Origin of the sequence: Citrobacter sp. RHBSTW-00599 (assembly GCF_013784065.1) — a bacterium.
In the GTDB taxonomy this organism is placed as follows: domain Bacteria; phylum Pseudomonadota; class Gammaproteobacteria; order Enterobacterales; family Enterobacteriaceae; genus Citrobacter; species Citrobacter braakii.
Window position 1 is genome coordinate 720,018 of record NZ_CP056717.1, and the last position, 20,944, is coordinate 740,961.

Here is a 20,944-nt window from a genome sequence, read left to right on the forward strand (position 1 = left end):
TTGCTATGGGGCGGAGTCAGATATGTGTATTGGAGTCCCTGGTCAGGTTCTGGCCGTTGGTGAAGATATTCACCAGCTTGCGCAGGTTGAAGTGTGCGGCATCAAACGTGATGTCAATATTGCCCTGATTTGTGAAGGTGATACAGCTGAGCTGGTCGGGCAATGGGTGCTGGTGCACGTAGGGTTCGCCATGAGCATCATTGATGAAGATGAAGCTAAAGCCACGTTAGACGCACTTCGCCGCATGGAGTACGACGTCACCAGCGCGTGACAAATCCTGAATGAAATTGCCGGATAGCGGTTGCCATCCGGCAATTTATTTTAGTTCTGGCGCTTATCTTCGGTATGGGTATCGAAGTCGCTGGCGTCATGGCGTTCATGAAGCAGCTCGTTCAGCGGTCCGTTAGTGCGGTTTACAATACGACCACGCTTAACCGCCGGACGCGCTGCAATCTCTTTTGCCCAGCGTTGTACGTGCTTGTAGCTTCCTGCGTCAAGGAACTCTGCTGCGTCGTAGACGTTGCCCAGAACCACATTGCCAAACCATGGCCAGACCGCCATATCGGCAATGGTGTATTCATCTCCGGCCACAAACTGATGTTGCGCCAATTGTTTATCCAGCACGTCGAGTAAGCGCTTGGCTTCCATGGTGAAGCGATTGATAGCGTACTCAATTTTTACCGGAGCATAGTTATAGAAGTGGCCAAAGCCTCCGCCGAGGAACGGCGCTGCGCCTTGTAACCAGAACAACCAGTTCAGCGTTTCGGTGCGTTTTGCCAAATCCTGCGGCAGGAAATAACCATATTTTTCCGCCAGATAGAGCAGGATTGCGCCAGATTCGAATACGCGAACTGGTGGGTTTTGCGAGTGATCGCGTAGCGCCGGGATCTTCGAGTTCGGATTCACCTCAACAAAGCCGCTGGAAAACTGATCGCCATCGCCAATGCGGATAATCCAGGCATCGTATTCCGCGCCCTTCACCCCCTGCGCCAGCAACTCCTCCAGCATAATCGTCACTTTCTGCCCGTTTGGTGTACCCAGCGAATAGAGCTGCAGCGGATGTTTGCCAACCGGCAGCGTTTTCTCGTGGGTGGCACCGGAAACCGGGCGGTTGATATTGGCGAATGCGCCCCCGTTCGATTTTTCCCACGTCCAGACTTTCGCGGGCTGATAGGTATTGTCTGACATATTGACCTGCCTTCTGAGTGGTTGTGTTGATGCAGTGTAGCAGTTAGGTAGAACTCAATTTAACAGATTGGGACTTTATGTCGCTTTGTGCTGAAAGGGGAAGATAAATCTAACCCGTTCATTGTACCCGCTCCGTACTCCATGAAGAGGAAATCAATGTTGGACGGAAATTGCTACCGTATTCACCATTAAAAATTGGCGGTGAATAAGCAGTAATAATGAAAAATGGTGTTCCAGGAGTAAGCGGTTATCAGGGCCCGGCGGGTGGGTGGGGCGCGGTAAAAGCCGTCACTGCTTCGGTGTTTTCGCAAAAGGCTGTCGCCCGCGACATTATCGCGATGTTCAAAATGAACCAGGTGAAAGGGTTCGACTGTCCGGGCTGTGCGTGGCCGGACCCAGGGCACCGTGCGCCAATGGAGCTGTGCGAAAATGGCGTTAAGGCGGTCTCCTGGGAGACAACCAGTAAAAAAGCGTCACCGGAATTTTTCAGCCGTCACCCGGTTTCCACACTCTGGCACTACAGCGATTATGAGCTGGAAAATATCGGTCGTTTGACGCATCCGATGAAATACGATGCAGCATCAGATACCTGGCAGGCGGTGGATTGGGATATCGCCTTCCAGGAGATAGGCGAGCGTCTGCGCAGCTATGATTCACCCCAGCAGGTTGAGTTTTACACCTCCGGCAGAACGTCAAATGAAGCGGCGTTCCTGTATCAGCTATTTGCCCGTGAATATGGCAGCAGCAACTTTCCTGATTGCTCAAACATGTGCCACGGACCGACCAGCGCAGGGCTAACGCCGGCCATTGGCCTTGGAAAAGGGACCGTTGAACTTGACGATTTTGACCATTGCGATCTGGTGATTTGTATCGGGCATAACCCTGGCACTAATCATCCACGTATGCTGACCACCTTACGCGACGTTGCCAAACGCGGGGCTAAAATTATCTCTATCAATCCGCTGAACGAAAGGGGGCTTGAGCGCTTTAGTTTCCCGCAAAGCCCGAAAGAGATGTTCACTGGTCAGTCGACGCAGCTGAGCAACGACTACTACCAGGTAAAAATGGGCGGTGACGCCTCGCTGCTCAAAGGCATCATGAAGGCGCTGATCGAAATGGATGAAGCGCGGATCTTACTGGATCAGCAACCGACACTCGATCATGCGTTTATCGATGAGCATACCGCTGGATATGCAGCGCTGTATGATGACTTACGTCAGCATAACTGGGCGGAGCTGGAACAGGACTCGGGCCTGACGCGCAGTCAGATGGAGGACCTGGCACACAGCTACAGTAAATCTCGTGCCACTATTATTTGTTATGGTCTGGGCATCACCCAGCATAAAAACGGTACTGAGAACGTCCAGCAACTGGTAAACCTGCTGCTGCTGAAAGGCAATATGGGTAAGCCTGGGGCGGGGATCTGCCCGTTGCGCGGTCATTCTAACGTGCAGGGCGACCGTTCCGTGGGGATCAACGAAGCGGCATCCGAAGACTTCCTGCAGCGCCTTGAGACGCATTTTTCTATCCGTGTGCCGCGTAAACATGGCCGCTCCAGCGTGGAGAGTATTCGGGCCATCGAACGGGGAGAGGCAAAAGCGCTCATTTGCATGGGTGGCAATCTGGCGGTGGCGATGCCGCAGCCGCAGCGCACCTTTGCGGCGATGAAAAATTTGGATCTGCAGGTCCATGTTGCGACCAAGCTGAACAGATCGCATTTGCTGCTGGCAAAGCATAATTACCTGCTGCCTGCATTAGGTCGAACGGAGCGCGACATTCAGGCGACGGGGAGCCAGTCGGTGACCGTCGAAGACTCGATGTCGATGGTCCACGCTTCCTGCGGCGCGCTGAAGCCAGCTTCCCGCTGGTTAAAATCGGAGCCCGCGATTGTGGCGGGCATGGCACACGCTACTCTGCCGCTTTCGCCGATCAACTGGGAAGCGTTAACCGGGGACTACGCGCTGATCCGTGACGCCATTGAAGCCGTGATCCCGGCGTTCCACGATTACAATGCCCGTATTGCCGAGCCGGGCGGATTTCGTATGGATACGCCCGCTTCGCGCCGTGAATGGCGAACGGCGAATGGTAAAGCCAACTTTATCGTCAGCCATCAGCGGGCGGTAGAGCGAGAGAATCAGCCTGCCGATGCACTGGTTCTGGCGACGCTGCGCAGCCACGATCAATACAACACCACTATTTATGGTATGAACGATCGCTACCGTGGCATTACCGGTCGTCGGGATGTGGTGTTTTTAAGCGCTGAAGAAGCGGCGACTCGCGATCTGAGCCAGGGAGATGTGGTCAACGTTCAGGCGCTGGACGACCGCGGCCAGCCCTGTGCGGATCGTATTATGTGCGGCTTGACGGTGGTGATTTACAACATGGCGGTGGGCTCAATAGGCGCTTATCTGCCAGAAGCGAATGTCCTGCTTTCGCTGGATGCGGTGGACACACAAAGTTTGACTCCGGCGTATAAAAGCGTACCGGTCACCGTGACAAAAGCGTAGTTCCTGCTGTGAATTTTTCGCCTCTGAGCGCCAGCCGCTGCGTTGAGGTGTATGATGATGTTGACCTCTGTCCGGTTAGTGTCGCAGAGCAGGCAATCAGAGCGAAAAATTCACGCCAACCTGCTCAGGCTGTATTGTTTTGAGGTAAGGTGCATGAGCAAAGGAACGACCAGTCAGGATGCCCCATTCGGGACATTATTGGGCTACGCCCCAGGCGGCGTAGCAATCTACTCTTCAGATTACAGCTCCCTCGACCCACGGGACTACGACGATGATGCGGCATTTCGCAGCTATATCGACGACGAATACATGGGCCACAAATGGCAGTGCGTAGAGTTCGCACGCCGCTTTCTCTTCCTTAATTATGGCGTGGTTTTCACCGATGTGGGCATGGCCTGGGAGATCTTTTCCTTACGCTTTCTACGCGAAGTGGTGAATGACAATATCCTGCCGTTACAGGCATTTCCGAATGGTTCACCCCGCGCGCCGGTAGCCGGTGCTCTGCTTATCTGGCAAAAAGGCGGTGAGTTTAACGATACCGGCCATGTGGCGGTCGTCACCCAGTTGCTGGAAAACAAAATCCGTATTGCCGAACAGAACGTGCTCCATACGCCGTTGCCTCCCGGACAGCAGTGGACCCGCGAACTGGAGATGGTGGTTGAAAACGGTTGTTACACCCTGCGTGATACCTTTGACGACACCACCATCCTTGGCTGGATGATCCAGACCGATGATACCCGTGACAGCCTGCCGCAGCCGGAGATCGCCAACGACTCGTTGAGAATTGGCGGCGCGCGACTGGAAGATAACGGGCAGTTTGACGGTAAATGGCTTGATGAACAGGACCCGCTGCAGAAAGCCTACGTGCTGGCGAACGGCCACGTTATTAATCAGGATCCGCATCAGTACTTCACCATTACCGAGAGTGCAGAGCAGGAGCTGATCAAAGCCACCAACGAGCTGCACCTGATGTATCTGCACGCGACCGACAAAGTGCTGAAAGATGACAACCTGTTGGCGCTGTTCGATATCCCGAAAATCCTCTGGCCGCGTCTGCGCCTTTCCTGGCAGCGTCGTCGGCATCATATGATTACGGGACGTATGGATTTCTGTATGGATGAACGCGGACTGAAGGTGTATGAGTACAACGCCGATTCCGCATCGTGCCATACCGAAGCTGGTTTGATCCTCGAAAGATGGGCCGAGCAGGGCTATACAGGACAGGGACACAACCCAGCTGAAGGATTGATCAACGAACTGGCGGGGGCCTGGAAGCACAGCCGCGCGCGTCCTTTTGTCCACATCATGCAGGATAAAGATATAGAGGAAAACTACCACGCTCAGTTTATGCAGCAGGCGCTACGTCAGGCCGGGTTTGACAGTAAAATTCTGCGTGGCCTCGATGAGCTACGTTGGGATGACGCCGGTCAGCTGATTGACGGGGACGGTCGTCTGGTGAACTGCGTCTGGAAAACCTGGGCGTGGGAAACCGCGATTGAGCAGGTGCGAGAGGTCAGTGAAACGGAGTACGCCGCGGTACCAATTCGTACCGGGCATACGAATCAGGAAGTGCGTTTAATCGACGTGTTGCTGCGCCCGGAAGTGCTGGTCTTTGAACCTCTGTGGACGGTGATCCCTGGTAATAAAGCGATTCTGCCGATCCTGTGGCAACTGTTCCCACACCACCGCTATCTGCTTGATACTGATTTCACTGTTAATGAAGAGCTGGCGCAAACCGGTTATGCAGTGAAACCTATTGCAGGACGTTGTGGCAGCAACATCGATCTGGTGAGCCATCAGGAAGAGTTACTGGATAAAACCAGCGGTAAGTTTGCCGAGCAGAAGAACATTTATCAGCAGCTTTGGTGTCTGCCAAAAATTGCTGGTAAATATATTCAGGTTTGTACCTTCACCGTAGGCGGTAACTATGGGGGGACCTGCCTGCGCGGCGATGAGTCGCTGGTGATTAAAAAAGAGAGCGATATCGAGCCGCTGATTGTAGTGAAGGAAGAGTAATCTTTTTGCGAGTGCTTGATTGAAATGCGAAAACCCGGAGTATATCTCCTAATGCTTGTCAGTTTAGCTTTTGATGGAAACCGTAATGCATAGCGTTGCGGTTTCTTTTTCACTGCCCGGGGATAATGTTTCACCCTTCCCACGGGCAGGAAAAAACTCTCCGCCATATCCAGTATCTCATTATGTAGTGGCACACTGCCCATCACTGCACCCTGATGCCATAGACGCGTCCTCGGAAACAGACAACGACTCATTCAATAACGCCCCGATTTCTGCTCCCAGCGCGAGGTCGTCTACCTGACCAAAATATTGCTGGCGTAGGTATCCCTGCTGATCAATTAACGTCAACGTAGGTGTACCGCGCATAGCGTAGGACAGCATGGTCTGGGGGACATCATTGTCAGGAGACGGCATATCCACCCCGACGGGGAAAGGGATGCGGTATTCTGATAGAAAGGTTTCCAGTGCCTGTGCGGTCATTACCTCATGATGCTCAAAAACCGTATGTAGGCCAATAACGGCCACTTTATCCGGTGGAAAAGTGGCATACACACGTGAAACCTGCGGCAGTCCATGGGAAACACAGCCAGGACACAGCATCTGAAATGATTCCATTACCACGACCTTGCCGCGTAATGATTCCAGGGTTATCGGCTGTGACGTATTAAACCAGCGTTCAATTGTCAATGCTGGTGCTCGCGGATGACGAATGATATTCATGTTAACTCCAGAACCCGCACTGTGGTGCGGGTTAATTTCCGTTACTGGTTTACTTTCCCCGGCAGCGTCAGCTTGCCAGAGGCCACTTTAAATACATCCTCGACGCAAAGTAGCGGCGCATGAACGGAGGCATTAACTCGTAGCCCGGCAGTTACACCATCAAACTGGCTGGCAGTGACCACGCCAATATTATCGAAAGGAACTTTCACTTCTACAGTTTCACCTGTCAGCGTAGGATTCCAGCCCGGACTGTCCAACAGTACCGGCAAGCCAGGCCAGGTTTTTGGCAGCCGGGGTTTTTGTCCCTCAGGAATATCAACTACGGCCAGTGCGCCAGGCCCGCAGACCTCGTTAGGCTTCAGCACCACCCAGTGGGTATGCCACAGATCGCCATCATTGTTGCGGTTACCATCGCCATTTTCATCATACAGCGGCGTATCATCCAGATCAGAATGGGATGTTACCGCCAGCGCCAGGATACCGGCCTTATGTTCAAATCCCACTTCATACGGATCGATCGTTGTCGGCCAGACATAAGAGAAAATTTCCGTTCCCGCCAGCTTACCTGTTACTGCAGGCTTACTTTTACCTGCCTTGCCGGAAACTGCCATATGGAAGGTGGCAACATTCCCTTCGGTAGTGACTTTAGTGTGCACAATATCAAACTCAGCCAATACAGCCTTGTCGGTGCTGGTTTTAATACCGCCCTGATGAGGCTCATTGCCATGTGCACCGGCAGAGGTGGCGATAGCCATTGCTAATACAATCGCAATACGTTTCATTTTTATCCTTAAAGCAGATCTTTAATAAACGCACCAAAGTTGATGTGAAGCGGGATACCGCCATCCAGTACCAGGGCTGGAACAGATTGCACACCAGCTTCGATGGCCTCATTCAGTCGCGTTTTATCATTTCCGAGATGAATGATTTCTACCGTGTATTGAGCGGGATCCAGTGCCAGTGCGATTTGGTGTTCTGCATCTACGCATACCGGGCAACCTGCATGAAAGAAAACGGCTGTTTTACTCATGATGACTTTCCTTGTGTAATATCAAATGGTATCGAATCGATACCATTTGATATTACACACACACTGAAAATATTGTCAATATGGTTTTGAATCGATACTATTGATGACAGTAAATCCCCATCGTTAGAAAGTCTGGACGTTTGCTTATCCAGCACGTATCCCGGCAAGCAGAGGCAGGTAACTGTGACACTCTTTGATATTCTTGAACGCCTGGTGAGCCTGCAAATGGGCAGCTTTTATCGCCATCCGCAACTGAAAGGACTCCCCACAACATGGGTTCAGATTCTTTTCTATTTAACGCGATGCAATGGTTATTCCAATACGCCCGCTGCAACAACGGAATACCTCGGGCTGACTAAAGGCACGGTATCGCAGTCCCTGAATAAACTAGAGCGTGAAGGCTGGATTAGAAGAGAAAATGACGGCAAGGATAAACGGGTTGTCCATCTGGTTCTGACATCCAAAGCGAGTGAAGTGATGCATACCATCATGCAGAAGACACTGCAGGAGCCTTGGGATTCATTAGCTTTTTCTGAGGAACAACTGAAAACAGTTTTTCTGGCCCATCTGCGGAGTATGCAGAAAAATCAGGGGGCCAGAATGTTTGGTGAGTGCCGTTTTTGCCGGTTTCATCAGTCGATAAATGGGCATCCCTGGTGTGGTCTAACAGAAGAGCCAATTCCCATGGAAAGCACCACATTAATTTGTCGTGAATTTGAGGAACCGGAAAATAGTTGCAGCGTTAGCGATCAGAACGAGAGAAAGGGCTAGATACTGGCTTTTGAACGGGTAAAGTGCGGACATAAAAAAATCCATAAAATGGTATGCACATTCTCTGGATTTTGTAGTGGAACACTGAATTTGGCCACCTGAATAGAGGTGATATGCTCACTCTGCCACGTGTTCGGGGTTCATCGCAGCAGTTAACCCCCCTGAAAAACCAGACGGCAGACGGGCTGTATTACGCCGTCAGGTTCTGGCGTTGCATAACATCAACCATGTTTTGCTGGCGCAAGAAGTATCGTGACCATGGCAACGCTGAGAGGCTTCCGGATGAGGGCAAGCTGATTGCACCGATTGAATTTCTTGTGACTGGCGATTTGTCATCGTGTATGGCGGTTTTCCATGTCCGTGCACTCCTGGCCGTCATGCTGAAGCCTGACAGGAGCGCCATACAGCCCTGACATTAAATGAAACGCTCTCTTTCGGGACATAAAAACGATTATGTTCCTGATGCTTTCCTTATGGCTATTGCGGTGTTTCCCACATGAAGCAAGGCTATGACTTACTGCCCCCTTTTATTTCTTTCTGATCTCAAACCATTTCCTTGAAAGCACATTGGTGTTTTTAACTTTCTTATATTGATGTAGATCAATTCAAGATCGCTTTATTAATAATTATCCGTTCATTTTAACTGCTGCGACATAAATGTTTGTTTTGTGTGCTGGTAATAGTCCATTTTACTGACATCTCAGCACTATTCACTATTAACATTTAGAGGAAAATTCCTAAGAATTTACTTAAAATAGATTAAAGATCGGTAAATTTGATCTATTGTCGATCATTGTTCTATTATCACATGTAAAGAACTTTCGTTTGAAAGATGCACGCAGCGATAAACCGAGGGATGATGAGATGGCTGATAGTTTCCAGAATGAAGTGCCAAAGGCACGTATTAATCTAAAGCTTGACCTGCATACAGGGGGAGCCAGCAAGAAAACTGAGCTCCCTCTGAAATTACTGGTGGCGGGCGACTTCAGTAATGGTCAGGAATCTGCACCACTGTCTGAGCGCAAAAAAGTTAACTTGAACAAGAATAATTTCGACTCAGTTCTTTCCGAATATGCCCCAAAAGTCAATCTGACCGTTAAAAACACGCTCGCCAGTGATGGTAGCGAAGACAATATCAGTCTGATATTCCAGAGCATGAAAGATTTCACCCCGGAGCAGGTTTCCCGACAGATCCCTCAGCTGAAGGCAATGCTTTCCATGCGTAACCTGCTTCGCGATTTAAAAGCGAACCTGCTGGACAATCAGGCTTTCCGAAAGGAGCTGGAAAAAATTCTGCTCGACCCGGCGTTAAGCGCAGAACTCCGCTCAGAGCTGTCTGCTCTGGCACCTAAACAGCCATAACGGTCACGATGATTTAACGGATTAAAAAGGAAGATGCTGATGTCTGTAAAAAATGAGAATGCGACTGGTGGCGAAAGCGTGGTGCTGGAACGTCCTGTTGCGGGCGGGGTTTATGCGTCCCTGTTTGAAAAAATCAATCTGAACCCGGTCTCTGAGCTGAGTGCGCTGGATATCTGGCAGGACGCGCAGGCGATGTCGGATGCGACTGCGGATGAGCGTCTAACGGCGGGGATGCAGGTATTTCTCGAATGCCTGACGAAAGCGGGCTCAAAAGTTGAAAAACTCGATAAAAACCTTATTGACCACCATATCGCAGAGCTGGACTACCAGATTAGCCGTCAGCTGGATGCGGTAATGCATAGCGAAGAATTCCAGGCTGTGGAGAGCCTGTGGCGCGGCGTGAAATCCCTGGTCGACAAAACTGATTTCCGTCAGAACGTGAAGGTTGAACTGCTGGATATGTCCAAAGAAGACCTGCGTCAGGACTTCGAAGACAGCCCGGAAATCATCCAGAGTGGACTGTATAAACATACATACATTGATGAGTATGACACCCCGGGCGGTGAGCCGATTGCCGCGCTGATTTCTGCCTACGAATTCGATGCCTCTGCGCAGGATGTCGCTCTGCTGCGCAATATTTCAAAAGTGTCTGCCGCAGCGCATATGCCGTTTATCGGCTCAGCCGGCCCGAAATTTTTCCTCAAGGATTCAATGGAGGAAGTGGCGGCCATCAAAGATATTGGTAACTACTTTGACCGTGCGGAGTACATCAAGTGGAAATCCTTCCGCGAGACGGACGATGCACGCTATATCGGTCTGGTGATGCCGCGTGTACTGGGTCGTCTGCCTTATGGTCCGGACACCGTGCCAGTGCGCAGCTTCAACTATGTGGAAGAAGTGAAAGGCCCGGATCACGACAAATACCTGTGGACTAACGCCTCGTTTGCTTTTGCGTCTAACATGGTTCGCAGCTTCATCAACAACGGCTGGTGTGTGCAAATCCGTGGCCCGCAGGCCGGTGGTGCCGTGCAGGATCTGCCTATTCATCTGTACGATCTGGGCACCGGCAATCAGGTCAAGATCCCGTCAGAAGTGATGATCCCGGAAACCCGCGAATTTGAATTCGCCAATCTGGGCTTCATTCCGCTGTCCTACTATAAAAATAGAGATTATTCCTGCTTCTTCAGCGCTAACTCCACCCAGAAGCCGGCACTGTATGACACCGCGGATGCCACGGCTAACAGCCGTATCAACGCCCGTCTGCCGTACATCTTCCTGCTGTCGCGTATTGCGCACTACCTGAAGCTTATCCAGCGCGAAAACATCGGCACCACCAAAGACCGTCGTCTGCTGGAGCTTGAGCTCAACACCTGGGTGCGCAGTCTGGTGACTGAAATGACCGATCCAGGCGACGAGCTGCAGGCCTCTCACCCGCTGCGTGATGCAAAAGTGGTGGTGGAAGACATCGAAGACAACCCGGGCTTCTTCCGCGTGAAGCTGTACGCCGTACCGCACTTCCAGGTCGAAGGGATGGACGTCAACCTGTCACTGGTTTCCCAGATGCCGAAAGCCAAGTCATAAGCTAAGGCAGGAAGCCAATGAAAACGGAACAACCGTTATGGGGCAGGGGCGTTATGGTCTCTCCCCAGCACTTCCAGCAACAGGCCGCATACGCGGCCTGGTCTGCGGAATGCATTGCCCGACTGGGCCTCTCCCATCCCTGGGGGATGATTGATGCCACTTTCGAACCGGATGCACTGAAACTGGGCCGCCTGCAGGCCCGTCATCTGCACATCCGTTTCCCCGACGGCACGCTTATCGACACGGATAATGCCGACTCCCTGCCGCCGGTGCTGGCGCTTGAGGGCGAATCACAGGAAGTGGCGGTGGTTCTGGCGCTTCCGCTACTGCGGGCAAATGGCGGCAACTGCCTTAAACCCGATGAGGTGGCCGAGCGCCCTGTGCGTTATCGCCAGCGCTGGCGGGATGTCCGTAACGCCTTTGGGGACGATACCCGCCAGATTGCGGTGATGCAGCCCGAGCTGACGTTGCGTTTCGCCCATCAGAACAACAGTGATTACCTAACCTGTCCGGTCGCCCGTCTACAGCAGGATTCACAAGGGAGCTGGGCACTCGATGAAACCTTTCTTCCGCCACTGCTGGCTCTGCAGGGCAGCCGCTGGCTGGTGACCCAGCTGGAACAGCTGATGATGCAACTGCGTGCCCGTCTGAGTCGCCTGATGGACATGCGTCGTGAAAGTAACGAGCGCATGGCCGATTTTGCCGTGGCTGACGTGTCTCTGTTCTGGTTGCTCAATGCCCTGAACAGCGCAGAACCCGTGCTCGGACAGTTTCAGCGACACCCGCAAAGTCCGCCGGAGCGTCTGTATCCGGAGCTGGCAAGGCTCGCGGGCAGTCTGCTGACCTTCTCGCTGGAACACCAGGTGAGTGCTATTCCTGTCTGGCAGCATGAGCAACTGAATAACGTCTTCCCGCCGCTCTTTGACCTACTGGGCGACCTGCTGGAAGCCAGCCTGCCGTCGCGGGTGGTAGCGATCGAGCTTGAGCATGATGCCCGGCTTCACTTCTGGCAGGCCCGTCTGCATGACCCACGCCTGCGCGAAGGGGCGGATTACTACCTCTCCGTGCGTTCACCGATACCGGTGGCACAGCTGCAGGAACAGTTCCCGCGCCAGTGCAAGGTCGGCAGTCCGGATCATGTCAGGAGTATCGTCAATTCATCACGGGTAGGTGTGCCCCTGATGCCCCTGCGTCATGTGCCAGCCGCCATCCCACTGCGTCTGGAAAACCAGTATTTCAGCCTCGATGTCTCTCATCCTCTGGCCAGCGAAATGCTTCAGGGCGGCACCTGTATGTTTTACGTTCCGGGCATGCTCGGCGAGCTTGAACTTGAACTCTTTGCGGTACTGAGAACATGAGTGAGTCCAAACGCAGCGCTGCTGCGTCCATTGATATTGATGCCCTGCTGCAGGACACCTGGCTGCAGGTGATCAGCCTGCGTCACGGTCCGAAGTTTCAGGATGGAGAAGGGCGCACGTTGTGGGAGCGCTGCATTGCTGATGTCGAACGCGTGCAGCGTGAGCTGAAAGCGAGCGAACTCGATGAAGCCAGCTGTCAGCATATTCTCACTGCACAGTGTGCGCTGCTTGATGAAGCCGTCAAAGGTCGCGGTGTGGAGGATGATGCCTGCCTGCAGTGGTATGACATTCCTCTGCAGGGGCACTTCCTTGGCACCATGGATGCCGGTGATACGCTGTGCGATCGGATGCGCGATGTGCTGCGTGAACCGGCGCCCGACCACGCTGTTGTGACCTGCTTCCAGCGGGTCATGATGCTGGGGTTTCTCGGCAGTTTCCGCTCGCTGAACGATCCGGAGCGCCAGAAATTCGTCAACGCGCTCAGTGAACATGTCACGCCGTTCAGCTATCCGCAGGCTCACCCGATACTGGCAGAAAGCCGTACCGGACGAGGAATGGGTGGTTGGCTGGCGTCATGGCCCGTGCGTATCGGCCTGAGCGTGATGGTAGTCGCCGCACTCTGGTGGGGACTGGATCACTGGTTGGATCAGACGCTGCTGACCCTGCTACCGGGAGCCGTGAAATGAGTCCTGAACAACAGCGCGGGCTTGCGTTATGGGCCGCCCTGCTGAGTGCAGTGGTCTGCCTGGGTTTCCTGCCGGTGTCCCGACTGGTTTCTGTGCTTGTTCTGTTGGCGATGCTGGGGCTTATCCTGGCGTTCTGGTATGTCGCCAGTCGTCGTGTGGAGCATGACGTCACCCTGCGTCTGGATGACCTCCCGGAAGCCACTTATCGTCAGCCCGTGGTGTTGGTCTGTGGCGATCTGCCGCTGGCATGTATGCAGCAGTCACCGGTGCTCACTGTCACGCAGGGATGCTGGATCCGCGTGGAGGATCATCAGGATCTGGAGCAGGCAGCCCGCCAGGTACTGTGGTTGCGACCTGACTGGGGTCGCCAGCTGTCGGTGATGGTCAGCGTCTGTCCACAGAAACACGCCGACAGCGAGCGCCTTACCAGTCGTCTGCTGGCCTTGCGCTGGCAAATCAGCCAGTTGCGTAAAGAAACCGGGCATTCCGTGCCGCTGGTTCTGAATGGTCAGGTTGGCAGTGCGATGACGAATGATCTGCTCTGGCAGGCGGCTATCCCGGGGGAAGGGGTGAGGGTCTGGCGTGAATCTTCAGCGCCGAGTTCAATCGCTACATGGGTTACCACCGGTGGGTCGCCTGCGATGCAGCAACAGGTGTTGATGAACAGCCTGATGAGCTGGTTCCATCAGCACGTCAAAGCTGTCTTTATGGATAAGAACCCCGACGTTCCTGTCATTGCGCCTACCGCGGTGCTGTGGGGAATGGGACCGATCCTTGCCGGAAGTCTGGCCACATCTGCCTGGACTGCGTGGCTTTCCCGTCACACTGCGATGCAGCAGGTAGCGGGCTGGCAGCCGGTAGGAACGGACAGTACGGTTATCTCCCCCTTCCCGGATTTTATCCTGCCACTGCTGCCCGAAGGGCGAGGCCTGACGCCGCGTGGGCGAGCCTTCCGTTGTGCGCTCGGGATTTTCACGCTGGCGGCCATTGCTGCGCTGCTCAGTAGTGGCTGGAACAATCGCCAACTGCTGCAGCGTGTGAGCTTCGATATTGCCCGCTATGACCGTATCCCGAAGCATGATTTCGGACCCAAAGCCGATGCCGTTGCTGTCCTGCGTGACGATGCGGCAGAGCTGAATGATTGGTCGCGCAATGGCGTACCGATGCGGATGGGGCTCGGTCTGTATCAGGGGGAGCGTCTGCGAATGCCTGTGCTGGATGCGATCCGTTCCTGGGTGCCTCCACCTCCGCCGCCTGAACCACAGCCGAAACCCAAACCGGTACCGAAAATTGTCCGCCTCGACAGCATGTCGCTGTTCGATTCCGGTAAATCCGACCTCAAGCCGGGCTCCACCAAAATGCTGGTGACCTCCCTGGTTGGCATCAAAGCTAAACCGGGCTGGCTGATTGTGGTGTCAGGTCATACCGACAACACCGGCAATCCAAAACTGAACCAGACGCTTTCACTTCAGCGTGCCGAAGCGGTACGTAACTGGATGCGTGACACCGGCGATGTGCCGGAGAGCTGTTTTGCGGTGCAGGGCTATGGCGAAAGCCGCCCGATCGCAACGAACGACACCCCGGAAGGGCGCGCACTTAACCGTCGTGTCGAAATCAGTCTGGTACCGCAGGCCGATGCCTGTCAGATACCGGGCAATCCCCAGGCGTCATCGGATGATGGCGCAGATAAAACTGTAATGGAGTAAATCACATGGCAATTCCTGTTTATCTTTGGCTGAAAGACGACGGCGGCGCGGACATTAAAGGTTCTGTGGACGTTCAGGATCGTGAAGGCAGCATCGAAGTTGTCGCTCAGGAGCATAACCTGTACATCCCGACCGATAACAACACCGGCAAGCTGACCGGTACCCGTATCCACACCCCGTTCCTGTTCACCAAGGAAATCGACTCGTCCAGCCCGTATCTGTACAAGGCGGTGACTACCGGTCAGACCCTCAAGTCTGCGGAATTCAGGTGGTACAAAATCAACGACGCGGGCCAGGAAGTGGAGTACTTCAACACCAAACTGGAAAACGTGAAAGTGGTGAAAGTGAATCCTGAAATGTATGACATCAAGGATCCTTCTAAAGAGAAGCACAACCACCTTGAGCGCATTGAACTGCGTTACGAAAAAATCACCTGGACCTACAAAGACGGCAACATCATTCATTCCGATTCCTGGAACGAACGCGCCACCGCGTAAGCCTGATGCGGACAGGGTTTCCTGTCCGCATTTTTTTGCTGAGAGCCTGTCTGAAACGGGTTTTCAGCAAAGAAAACTACAAACTGCCAGCCTGACCGTATGCGCTTTGGTCCCCTTCACGGAAAACAGCGATGGGCGGTAGCGTGTCCAGGAACCGACAAAGAGAGAGATTCATGGAAAATCCAGCCATCCTGTTGCGACGTCTGAACCCTTACTGTGCCCGTGCGATGGAAGGGGCGGCTTCGCTCTGTCAGACCCGCGCCCATGCGGAAATTCTGCCTGAGCACTGGCTGCTGAAACTGCTGGAGCAGGGCGAGGGCGACCTGACGGTGCTGGCGCGCCGTTATGAGTGGGATATGGATGCACTGTGGCAGGATTTGCTGGTGTGGCTCGACAATCTGCCGCGTTCGGTGCGCAGCCGTCCACAGCTCTCTGACAACATTCAGAGCCTGCTGCAGGAGGCCTGGCTACTGGCCTCCCTCGCTGGCGAAGAACACATCCGCAGCGTGCATCTGCTGATGGCGCTGACGGAGAACCAGCGACTTGCTCGCTGTGATGGTCTGTGGCCTTTGCTGACCCTGGGGCAGAGCCAACTGGAACGCCTGCGCCCGCTGCTCGACGCGCAGTCCGATGAACGCCCGGAAGTACAGCAGGAAGCCGAACTGGCACAGAGCCATGGTGGAGAAGTGGAGTTCGTCGGGCGTCCTGTCGGCGCGAAGGTAAAAGAGGGAGAACTGAGCCCGGCGCTGCAGAACGCGCTGGATAAATTCACGCTCGACGTCACTGCCAAAGCCAGAGAGGGCAAGATTGACCCGGTGTTCGGCCGTGACACGGAAATCCGCCAGATGGTGGATATTCTCTCGCGGCGTCGCAAAAACAATCCGATCCTGGTCGGTGAACCGGGCGTCGGCAAAACCGCGCTGGTTGAAGGCCTGGCGCTGCGTATTGCAGAGGGCAACGTGCCTGAATCGCTCAAGCCAGTCATCCTGCGTACCCTTGACCTCGGCCTGCTGCAGGCGGGGGCGGGTGTGAAAGGTGAATTTGAACAACGTCTGAAAAATGTGATTGATGCGGTGCAGCATTCGCCCGTACCCATTCTGCTGTTTATCGATGAAGCCCACACCATTATCGGTGCAGGGAATTCAGCCGGTGGCGCGGATGCGGCCAACCTGCTGAAACCGGCGCTGGCCCGCGGCGAACTGCGCACCATCGCCGCCACCACGTGGAGCGAGTACAAACAATATTTTGAACGTGATGCGGCTCTTGAGCGCCGCTTCCAGATGGTGAAAGTCGACGAGCCGGATGACGATACGGCCTGCCTGATGCTGCGTGGCCTGAAATCACGCTATGCCGAACACCATGGCGTGCATATTACTGACGATGCGGTACGCGCCGCCGTCACGCTGTCCCGCCGTTATCTGACGGGCCGCCAGTTGCCGGACAAGGCCGTCGATTTACTCGATACGGCCAGCGCCCGCGTGCGGATGAGCCTCGACACCGTGCCGGAGCCGCTGACCCGTATTCGCGCGCTGATGACCTCGCTGGACATAGAGAAGCAGGCACTGCTGGAAGATATCGCAGTCGGCAATCAGAGCCACGGCGAACGCCTGACCGCCATTGAGCAGGAAGAGAAGGACCTTATCGCTGAACTTGACGAACTGGAAGCCCGGTACGGCGAGGAGCTGAAACTCACCGAACAACTGCTGGAAAGCCGCCAGGACATCTCCCGTCAGAGTGAGACGCACGCGCTGCAACAGGCGCTGAAGGGCATACAGCACAGCAACCCGCTGCTGTCGGTGGATGTGGACGTCCGCACCGTCGCCAATGTGATTGCCGACTGGACCGGTGTGCCGCTCTCTTCCCTGATGAAAGACGAGCAGACTGAGCTGCTGACCCTGGAAAATGAAATCAGCAAACGCGTGGTGGGTCAGGACGTGGCACTCAACGCTATCGCCCAGCGCTTGCGTGCGGCGAAGACCGGGCTGACGTCAGAGAATGGTCCGCAGGGTGTGTTCCTGCTGGTCGGTCCAAGTGGCGTCGGCAAAACTGAAACCGCGCTGGCGCTGGCGGATGTGCTGTACGGTGGCGAGAAGTCACTCATCACCATCAACCTGTCCGAGTACCAGGAGCCGCACACGGTGTCCCAGCTGAAAGGCTCGCCTCCGGGTTACGTGGGCTACGGCCAGGGCGGTATCCTCACCGAAGCTGTGCGCAAACGCCCGTACAGCGTGGTGCTGCTCGATGAAGTGGAAAAGGCGCACCGCGACGTGATGAACCTGTTCTACCAGGTCTTCGACCGTGGCTTTATGCGCGACGGCGAAGGGCGCGAAATCGACTTCCGTAACACCGTTATCCTGATGACCTCGAACCTCGGCAGCGATCATCTGATGCAGCTGCTGGACGAACAGCCGGAAGCGACTGAAGCGGATCTGCACGAGCTGTTGCGCCCGATTTTACGCGACCACTTCCAGCCGGCACTGCTGGCCCGTTTCCAGACTGTGATTTACCGCCCGCTGAATGAGGCCGCGATGCGCACCATTGTGGAAATGAAACTCGGTCAGGTGAGCAAACGCCTGAATCGTCACTACGGCCTGACCACTCACATTGACGAGAGCCTGTATGACGCGCTGACCGCCGCATGCCTGCTGCCGGACACCGGCGCACGTAACGTCGACAGCCTGCTCAATCAACAAATTCTGCCGGTACTGAGTCAGCAGCTGCTGACCCACATGGCGGCGAAACAGAAACCACAGTCGCTATGCCTTAGCTGGAGTGAGGAAGAGGGGATCGGGCTGGATTTCGACCGGGCTGAAGGAGATAACGCATGAACAACAGTCTCCCGATAAGATTCAGCCACAACCATCACAGGCTTTCGGTGAAGGGATGTGAAGCAGAGCTTGATGTGCTGGCGTTTGAAGGCGATGAAGCCCTGAGCACGCCGTTCAGCTACCGTATTGAATTTACCAGCGGTGACCATGCCATCAGCAAAGAAATGATGCTGATGAAAGCGGCCTCCCTGACGCTGCTGGCCCCGGTGGACCAGGGTTACGGCATCAAAATGCAGCAGGCCGTGCGCACCCTTCAGGGCGTGGTGAGCGGCTTTGAACGTCTCAGCACCTCAAAGGATGAAACCCATTATGCCCTGACGCTCCAGCCACGCCTGGCGCTACTTGACCGTTCGCACCAGAACGCCATTTATCAGGACATGTCGGTCCCGCAAATCGTGGAAAAAATCCTGCGCGAGCGCCACGCTATGCGCGGCCAGGATTTTCTGTTCTCGCTTGCAAAAGAGTACCCGCGTCGTGAGCAGGTGATGCAGTACGGCGAGGATGACCTGCACTTTATTACCCGTCTGTTGGGTGAGGTGGGCATCTGGTTCCGGTTTACTACTGATACGCGCCTGAACATCGACGTGGTGGAATTTTACGACGGCCAGCAGGGGTATGAGAAAGGCCTGACGCTGCCATCGGTTCCGCCGTCAGGACAGCATTCGGAAGGCGTGGACGCGGTCTGGGGCATGGAGAGCCATCATAACGTGGTGCAGAAGCAGGTCAGCACCCGTGATTACAACTACCGTCAGGCGACGGAAGACATGAACACCCGGGTCGATGCGACTCGCGGGGATGCCACCACCTACGGTGATGCCTACCACTATGCCGACAATTATCTGACACCGGGCAGCGCATACGACCGCAATCCTGCGCCGGAATCGGGGGCGTTCTACGCCCGCATTCGTCATGAGCGCTACCTGAATGGTCAGACGCAGACCCGCGCCATCACCAGCTGCCCGACCCTCTCGCCGGGTCAGGTACTGAAAGTCACCGGCGGGTACGAAGTGGCCGAGGTATTTGCTCATGGTGTGGTCATCACGGCGATGCACAGCCATGCGCGGCGGGATGAAGATTTTGGCGTCAGATTTGACGGTATCCCGGATAGCCCTGATTTTAGTTTCCGCCCTGAGCCTGGCTCACGCCCGGTGATGGCCGGCACATTGCCGGCACGTGTCACGAGCACCACCGAGAACGACACCTACGGCCATATCGACAAAGACGGCCGTTACCGCGTCAATATGCTGTTTGACCGTGACAACTGGGAAACCGGCTTCGAGAGCCTGTGGGTGCGCCAGTCCCGCCCGTATGCGGGCGACACCTACGGCCTGCACCTGCCGCTGCTGGCGGGCACCGAAGTGGCGATTGGTTTTGAGGACGGCAACCCGGACAGACCGTACATCTCCGGCGTGCTGCACGACTCGGCGCACGGTGACCACGTCACTATCCGCAACTACAAACGTAACGTGTTGCGCACGCCGGCGAACAACAAAATCCGCCTCGATGATGAGCGCGGGAAAGAGCATATCAAGGTCAGCACCGAGTACGGCGGCAAGAGTCAGCTGAATCTGGGGCATCTGGTCGACAGCGAAAAGCAGAAGCGCGGTGAGGGGTTTGAACTCCGGACGGACAGCTGGGGGGCGATCCGGGCGCAGAAAGGGCTGTTCATCTCAGCAGACGGGCAGGCAAAGGCACAGGGGCTGCAGCGCGAAATGCAATCAGCGCTCAAAGAACTTGATGCTGCCAGAGCGGTAACATCAGGGCTACGGCATGCTGCTCAAGCTGCACAGGCCGAACTGGCCGACCTTGAGAAACAGACGGCGTTAATGAATCAAACACTCAACGATCTTAAACAACAGGCTTTGTTGTTGTCCGCACCGTCGGGCATTGCCCAGGTAACGCCTGCAAGCCTGCAACTTTCTGCAGGTGAAAATCTGATGGTGACCGCAGGTCAGAACGCGGACTTCAGTATTGCTAAAAAATTAACGCTGGCTGTGGGCGATATTCTTAGCCTATTCGCCCACAAACTGGGGATAAAAGTGTATGCCTCAGAAGGGAAAGTCGATATTCAGGCGCAATCTGATGCGTTGAATTTATTTGCTAAACAAGAGCTTTCTATCGCCAGTTCGGACAACAGTATCGTGCTCTCGGCAAAGAAAGAGATCCTTCTGTCGTGTGGTGGAACATTCCTGCGTTTAAGTGAGGCCGGAGCAGAAATTGGAACAGGGAAGAATGTCACGCTGAAATGTATTGCTGTTCAGCAACAGCCCGCTGAGATGTTGAATTCAACACTTAAGTTGCCCTCTGGTTGTAAACCTGGGGTGATTGCAGCAGCCCAGCAGCAAGGGGCCGTAGTTGTGCTCAACTGATATTTGAGGGGAAACTGATGACCAAAAAATTAGCCGTGCAGGGTGACAGAACGAGCAATGGGAAAATTGTTTCTGCCACATCCCATTTTTTCAGCGAAGGTAAGCAAGTCGCGCAAAACAACGATCTTGCCACTTGCACAGTTTGTAAAGGGACATTTCCCATCCAGGGTACATCTCAGGGCATTCTCAGTAGTGGCGTGTTGCTGGTTCAGGACCAGGATCGCGTGCTTTGTCAGTGCTCCGCACACAAAGTGATCGCCGGTTCGAATTTTTTCTCCGGATAAATTTCACGTCCGGGATTTAAAGGATTATTGAAAGAAGGATA

17 protein-coding genes and 1 pseudogene are annotated in these 20,944 nt (G+C 54.5%); 14 read left to right on the forward strand and 4 right to left on the reverse strand.

What is annotated here, in order from left to right; all coding sequences use genetic code 11:
* Positions 1 to 22 precede the first annotated feature (22 nt).
* Positions 23 to 271 carry a hydrogenase maturation factor HybG gene (gene hybG / locus HV243_RS03500; protein WP_003024459.1) on the forward strand — a complete coding sequence of 83 codons (249 nt, stop codon included), beginning with the start codon at positions 23 to 25 and terminating at the stop codon, positions 269 to 271.
* Positions 272 to 321: 50 nt separating this feature from the next.
* Here the strand turns inward: hybG and yghU are convergent, their stop codons facing one another.
* Positions 322 to 1,188 carry a glutathione-dependent disulfide-bond oxidoreductase gene (gene yghU / locus HV243_RS03505; protein ID WP_053388761.1) on the reverse strand — a complete coding sequence of 289 codons (867 nt, stop codon included), beginning with the start codon at positions 1,186 to 1,188 and terminating at the stop codon, positions 322 to 324.
* A 218-nt stretch (positions 1,189 to 1,406) separates the two neighbouring features.
* Between yghU and HV243_RS03510 the strand changes: the two genes are divergently transcribed.
* Together HV243_RS03510 and gss are read left to right on the forward strand one after the other, a co-directional pair.
* Positions 1,407 to 3,695, forward strand: coding sequence for an FdhF/YdeP family oxidoreductase (locus tag HV243_RS03510; protein ID WP_053388762.1), 2,289 nt, complete (start codon positions 1,407 to 1,409; stop codon positions 3,693 to 3,695).
* 153 nt (positions 3,696 to 3,848) lie between these two features.
* Entirely contained in the window at positions 3,849 to 5,711 is a 1,863-nt protein-coding gene (gene gss, locus HV243_RS03515) for a bifunctional glutathionylspermidine amidase/synthase (RefSeq protein ID WP_047358635.1), read from the forward strand.
* A gap of 180 nt (positions 5,712 to 5,891) precedes the next feature.
* Here the strand turns inward: gss and HV243_RS03520 are convergent, their stop codons facing one another.
* The 3 genes from HV243_RS03520 to HV243_RS03530 are packed head-to-tail and all read right to left on the reverse strand — an operon-like array spanning position 5,892 to position 7,461.
* Positions 5,892 to 6,431 carry a redoxin domain-containing protein gene (locus HV243_RS03520; protein ID WP_053388763.1) on the reverse strand — a complete coding sequence of 180 codons (540 nt, stop codon included), beginning with the start codon at positions 6,429 to 6,431 and terminating at the stop codon, positions 5,892 to 5,894.
* 41 nt (positions 6,432 to 6,472) lie between these two features.
* Positions 6,473 to 7,213: a hypothetical protein gene (locus HV243_RS03525; protein WP_053388764.1), complete on the reverse strand. Its 741-nt coding sequence runs from the start codon at positions 7,211 to 7,213 to the stop codon at positions 6,473 to 6,475.
* 8 nt (positions 7,214 to 7,221) lie between these two features.
* On the reverse strand, positions 7,222 to 7,461 hold the full coding sequence (locus tag HV243_RS03530) for a thioredoxin (RefSeq protein WP_053388765.1): 240 nt from the start codon (positions 7,459 to 7,461) through the stop codon (positions 7,222 to 7,224).
* 183 nt (positions 7,462 to 7,644) lie between these two features.
* Between HV243_RS03530 and HV243_RS03535 the strand changes: the two genes are divergently transcribed.
* From HV243_RS03535 to HV243_RS03585, 11 genes and pseudogenes are all read left to right on the forward strand, one after another.
* A complete protein-coding gene (locus HV243_RS03535) occupies positions 7,645 to 8,232 on the forward strand; it encodes a MarR family winged helix-turn-helix transcriptional regulator (RefSeq protein ID WP_053388766.1) in 588 nt (195 codons plus the stop codon).
* Positions 8,233 to 8,352: 120 nt separating this feature from the next.
* Positions 8,353 to 8,517: pseudogene (locus tag HV243_RS03540) on the forward strand (IS3 family transposase); the annotation flags it as partial.
* Positions 8,518 to 9,096: 579 nt separating this feature from the next.
* Positions 9,097 to 9,594, forward strand: coding sequence for a type VI secretion system contractile sheath small subunit (gene tssB, locus HV243_RS03545; protein ID WP_053388767.1), 498 nt, complete (start codon positions 9,097 to 9,099; stop codon positions 9,592 to 9,594).
* 33 nt (positions 9,595 to 9,627) lie between these two features.
* The gene (gene tssC / locus HV243_RS03550) at positions 9,628 to 11,175 is read left to right on the forward strand and encodes a type VI secretion system contractile sheath large subunit (RefSeq protein WP_053388768.1); all 1,548 of its coding nucleotides are present in this window, start codon (positions 9,628 to 9,630) and stop codon (positions 11,173 to 11,175) included.
* A 17-nt stretch (positions 11,176 to 11,192) separates the two neighbouring features.
* Positions 11,193 to 12,533, forward strand: coding sequence for a type VI secretion system baseplate subunit TssK (tssK, locus tag HV243_RS03555; RefSeq protein WP_053388769.1), 1,341 nt, complete (start codon positions 11,193 to 11,195; stop codon positions 12,531 to 12,533).
* Positions 12,530 to 13,219, forward strand: coding sequence for a type VI secretion system protein TssL, short form (tssL, locus tag HV243_RS03560; protein ID WP_053388770.1), 690 nt, complete (start codon positions 12,530 to 12,532; stop codon positions 13,217 to 13,219). The genes tssK and tssL overlap by 4 nt, the downstream gene beginning before the upstream one ends.
* The gene (locus HV243_RS03565; protein ID WP_053388771.1) at positions 13,216 to 14,925 is read left to right on the forward strand and encodes an OmpA family protein; all 1,710 of its coding nucleotides are present in this window, start codon (positions 13,216 to 13,218) and stop codon (positions 14,923 to 14,925) included. The genes tssL and HV243_RS03565 overlap by 4 nt, the downstream gene beginning before the upstream one ends.
* A gap of 5 nt (positions 14,926 to 14,930) precedes the next feature.
* A complete protein-coding gene (gene hcp, locus HV243_RS03570) occupies positions 14,931 to 15,422 on the forward strand; it encodes a type VI secretion system effector Hcp (RefSeq protein ID WP_033758542.1) in 492 nt (163 codons plus the stop codon).
* Positions 15,423 to 15,595: 173 nt separating this feature from the next.
* Positions 15,596 to 18,250 carry a type VI secretion system ATPase TssH gene (tssH, locus tag HV243_RS03575; protein ID WP_053388772.1) on the forward strand — a complete coding sequence of 885 codons (2,655 nt, stop codon included), beginning with the start codon at positions 15,596 to 15,598 and terminating at the stop codon, positions 18,248 to 18,250.
* Complete coding sequence (gene vgrG / locus HV243_RS03580; RefSeq protein ID WP_053388773.1) at positions 18,247 to 20,619, forward strand: type VI secretion system Vgr family protein; 2,373 nt, start codon at positions 18,247 to 18,249, stop codon at positions 20,617 to 20,619. Before tssH ends, vgrG begins: the two co-directional genes overlap by 4 nt.
* Positions 20,620 to 20,636: 17 nt before the next feature.
* Positions 20,637 to 20,903 (forward strand): PAAR domain-containing protein, encoded by a 267-nt coding sequence (locus tag HV243_RS03585; RefSeq protein WP_053388774.1) that lies wholly within the window; start codon positions 20,637 to 20,639, stop codon positions 20,901 to 20,903.
* Positions 20,904 to 20,944: the final 41 nt, after the last annotated feature.

Excerpts from the sequence above, each read along its gene's own strand:
- hybG (WP_003024459.1), top strand. The coding sequence starts at position 23 with ATGTGTATTGGAGTCCCTGGTCAGGTTCTGGCCGTTGGTGAAGATATT.
- yghU (WP_053388761.1), bottom strand. The coding sequence starts at position 1,188 with ATGTCAGACAATACCTATCAGCCCGCGAAAGTCTGGACGTGGGAAAAA.
- HV243_RS03510 (WP_053388762.1), top strand. The coding sequence starts at position 1,407 with ATGAAAAATGGTGTTCCAGGAGTAAGCGGTTATCAGGGCCCGGCGGGT.
- gss (WP_047358635.1), top strand. The coding sequence starts at position 3,849 with ATGAGCAAAGGAACGACCAGTCAGGATGCCCCATTCGGGACATTATTG.
- HV243_RS03520 (WP_053388763.1), bottom strand. The coding sequence starts at position 6,431 with ATGAATATCATTCGTCATCCGCGAGCACCAGCATTGACAATTGAACGC.
- HV243_RS03525 (WP_053388764.1), bottom strand. The coding sequence starts at position 7,213 with ATGAAACGTATTGCGATTGTATTAGCAATGGCTATCGCCACCTCTGCC.
- HV243_RS03530 (WP_053388765.1), bottom strand. The coding sequence starts at position 7,461 with ATGAGTAAAACAGCCGTTTTCTTTCATGCAGGTTGCCCGGTATGCGTA.
- tssB (WP_053388767.1), top strand. The coding sequence starts at position 9,097 with ATGGCTGATAGTTTCCAGAATGAAGTGCCAAAGGCACGTATTAATCTA.
- tssC (WP_053388768.1), top strand. The coding sequence starts at position 9,628 with ATGCTGATGTCTGTAAAAAATGAGAATGCGACTGGTGGCGAAAGCGTG.
- tssK (WP_053388769.1), top strand. The coding sequence starts at position 11,193 with ATGAAAACGGAACAACCGTTATGGGGCAGGGGCGTTATGGTCTCTCCC.
- tssL (WP_053388770.1), top strand. The coding sequence starts at position 12,530 with ATGAGTGAGTCCAAACGCAGCGCTGCTGCGTCCATTGATATTGATGCC.
- HV243_RS03565 (WP_053388771.1), top strand. The coding sequence starts at position 13,216 with ATGAGTCCTGAACAACAGCGCGGGCTTGCGTTATGGGCCGCCCTGCTG.
- hcp (WP_033758542.1), top strand. The coding sequence starts at position 14,931 with ATGGCAATTCCTGTTTATCTTTGGCTGAAAGACGACGGCGGCGCGGAC.
- tssH (WP_053388772.1), top strand. The coding sequence starts at position 15,596 with ATGGAAAATCCAGCCATCCTGTTGCGACGTCTGAACCCTTACTGTGCC.
- vgrG (WP_053388773.1), top strand. The coding sequence starts at position 18,247 with ATGAACAACAGTCTCCCGATAAGATTCAGCCACAACCATCACAGGCTT.
- HV243_RS03585 (WP_053388774.1), top strand. The coding sequence starts at position 20,637 with ATGACCAAAAAATTAGCCGTGCAGGGTGACAGAACGAGCAATGGGAAA.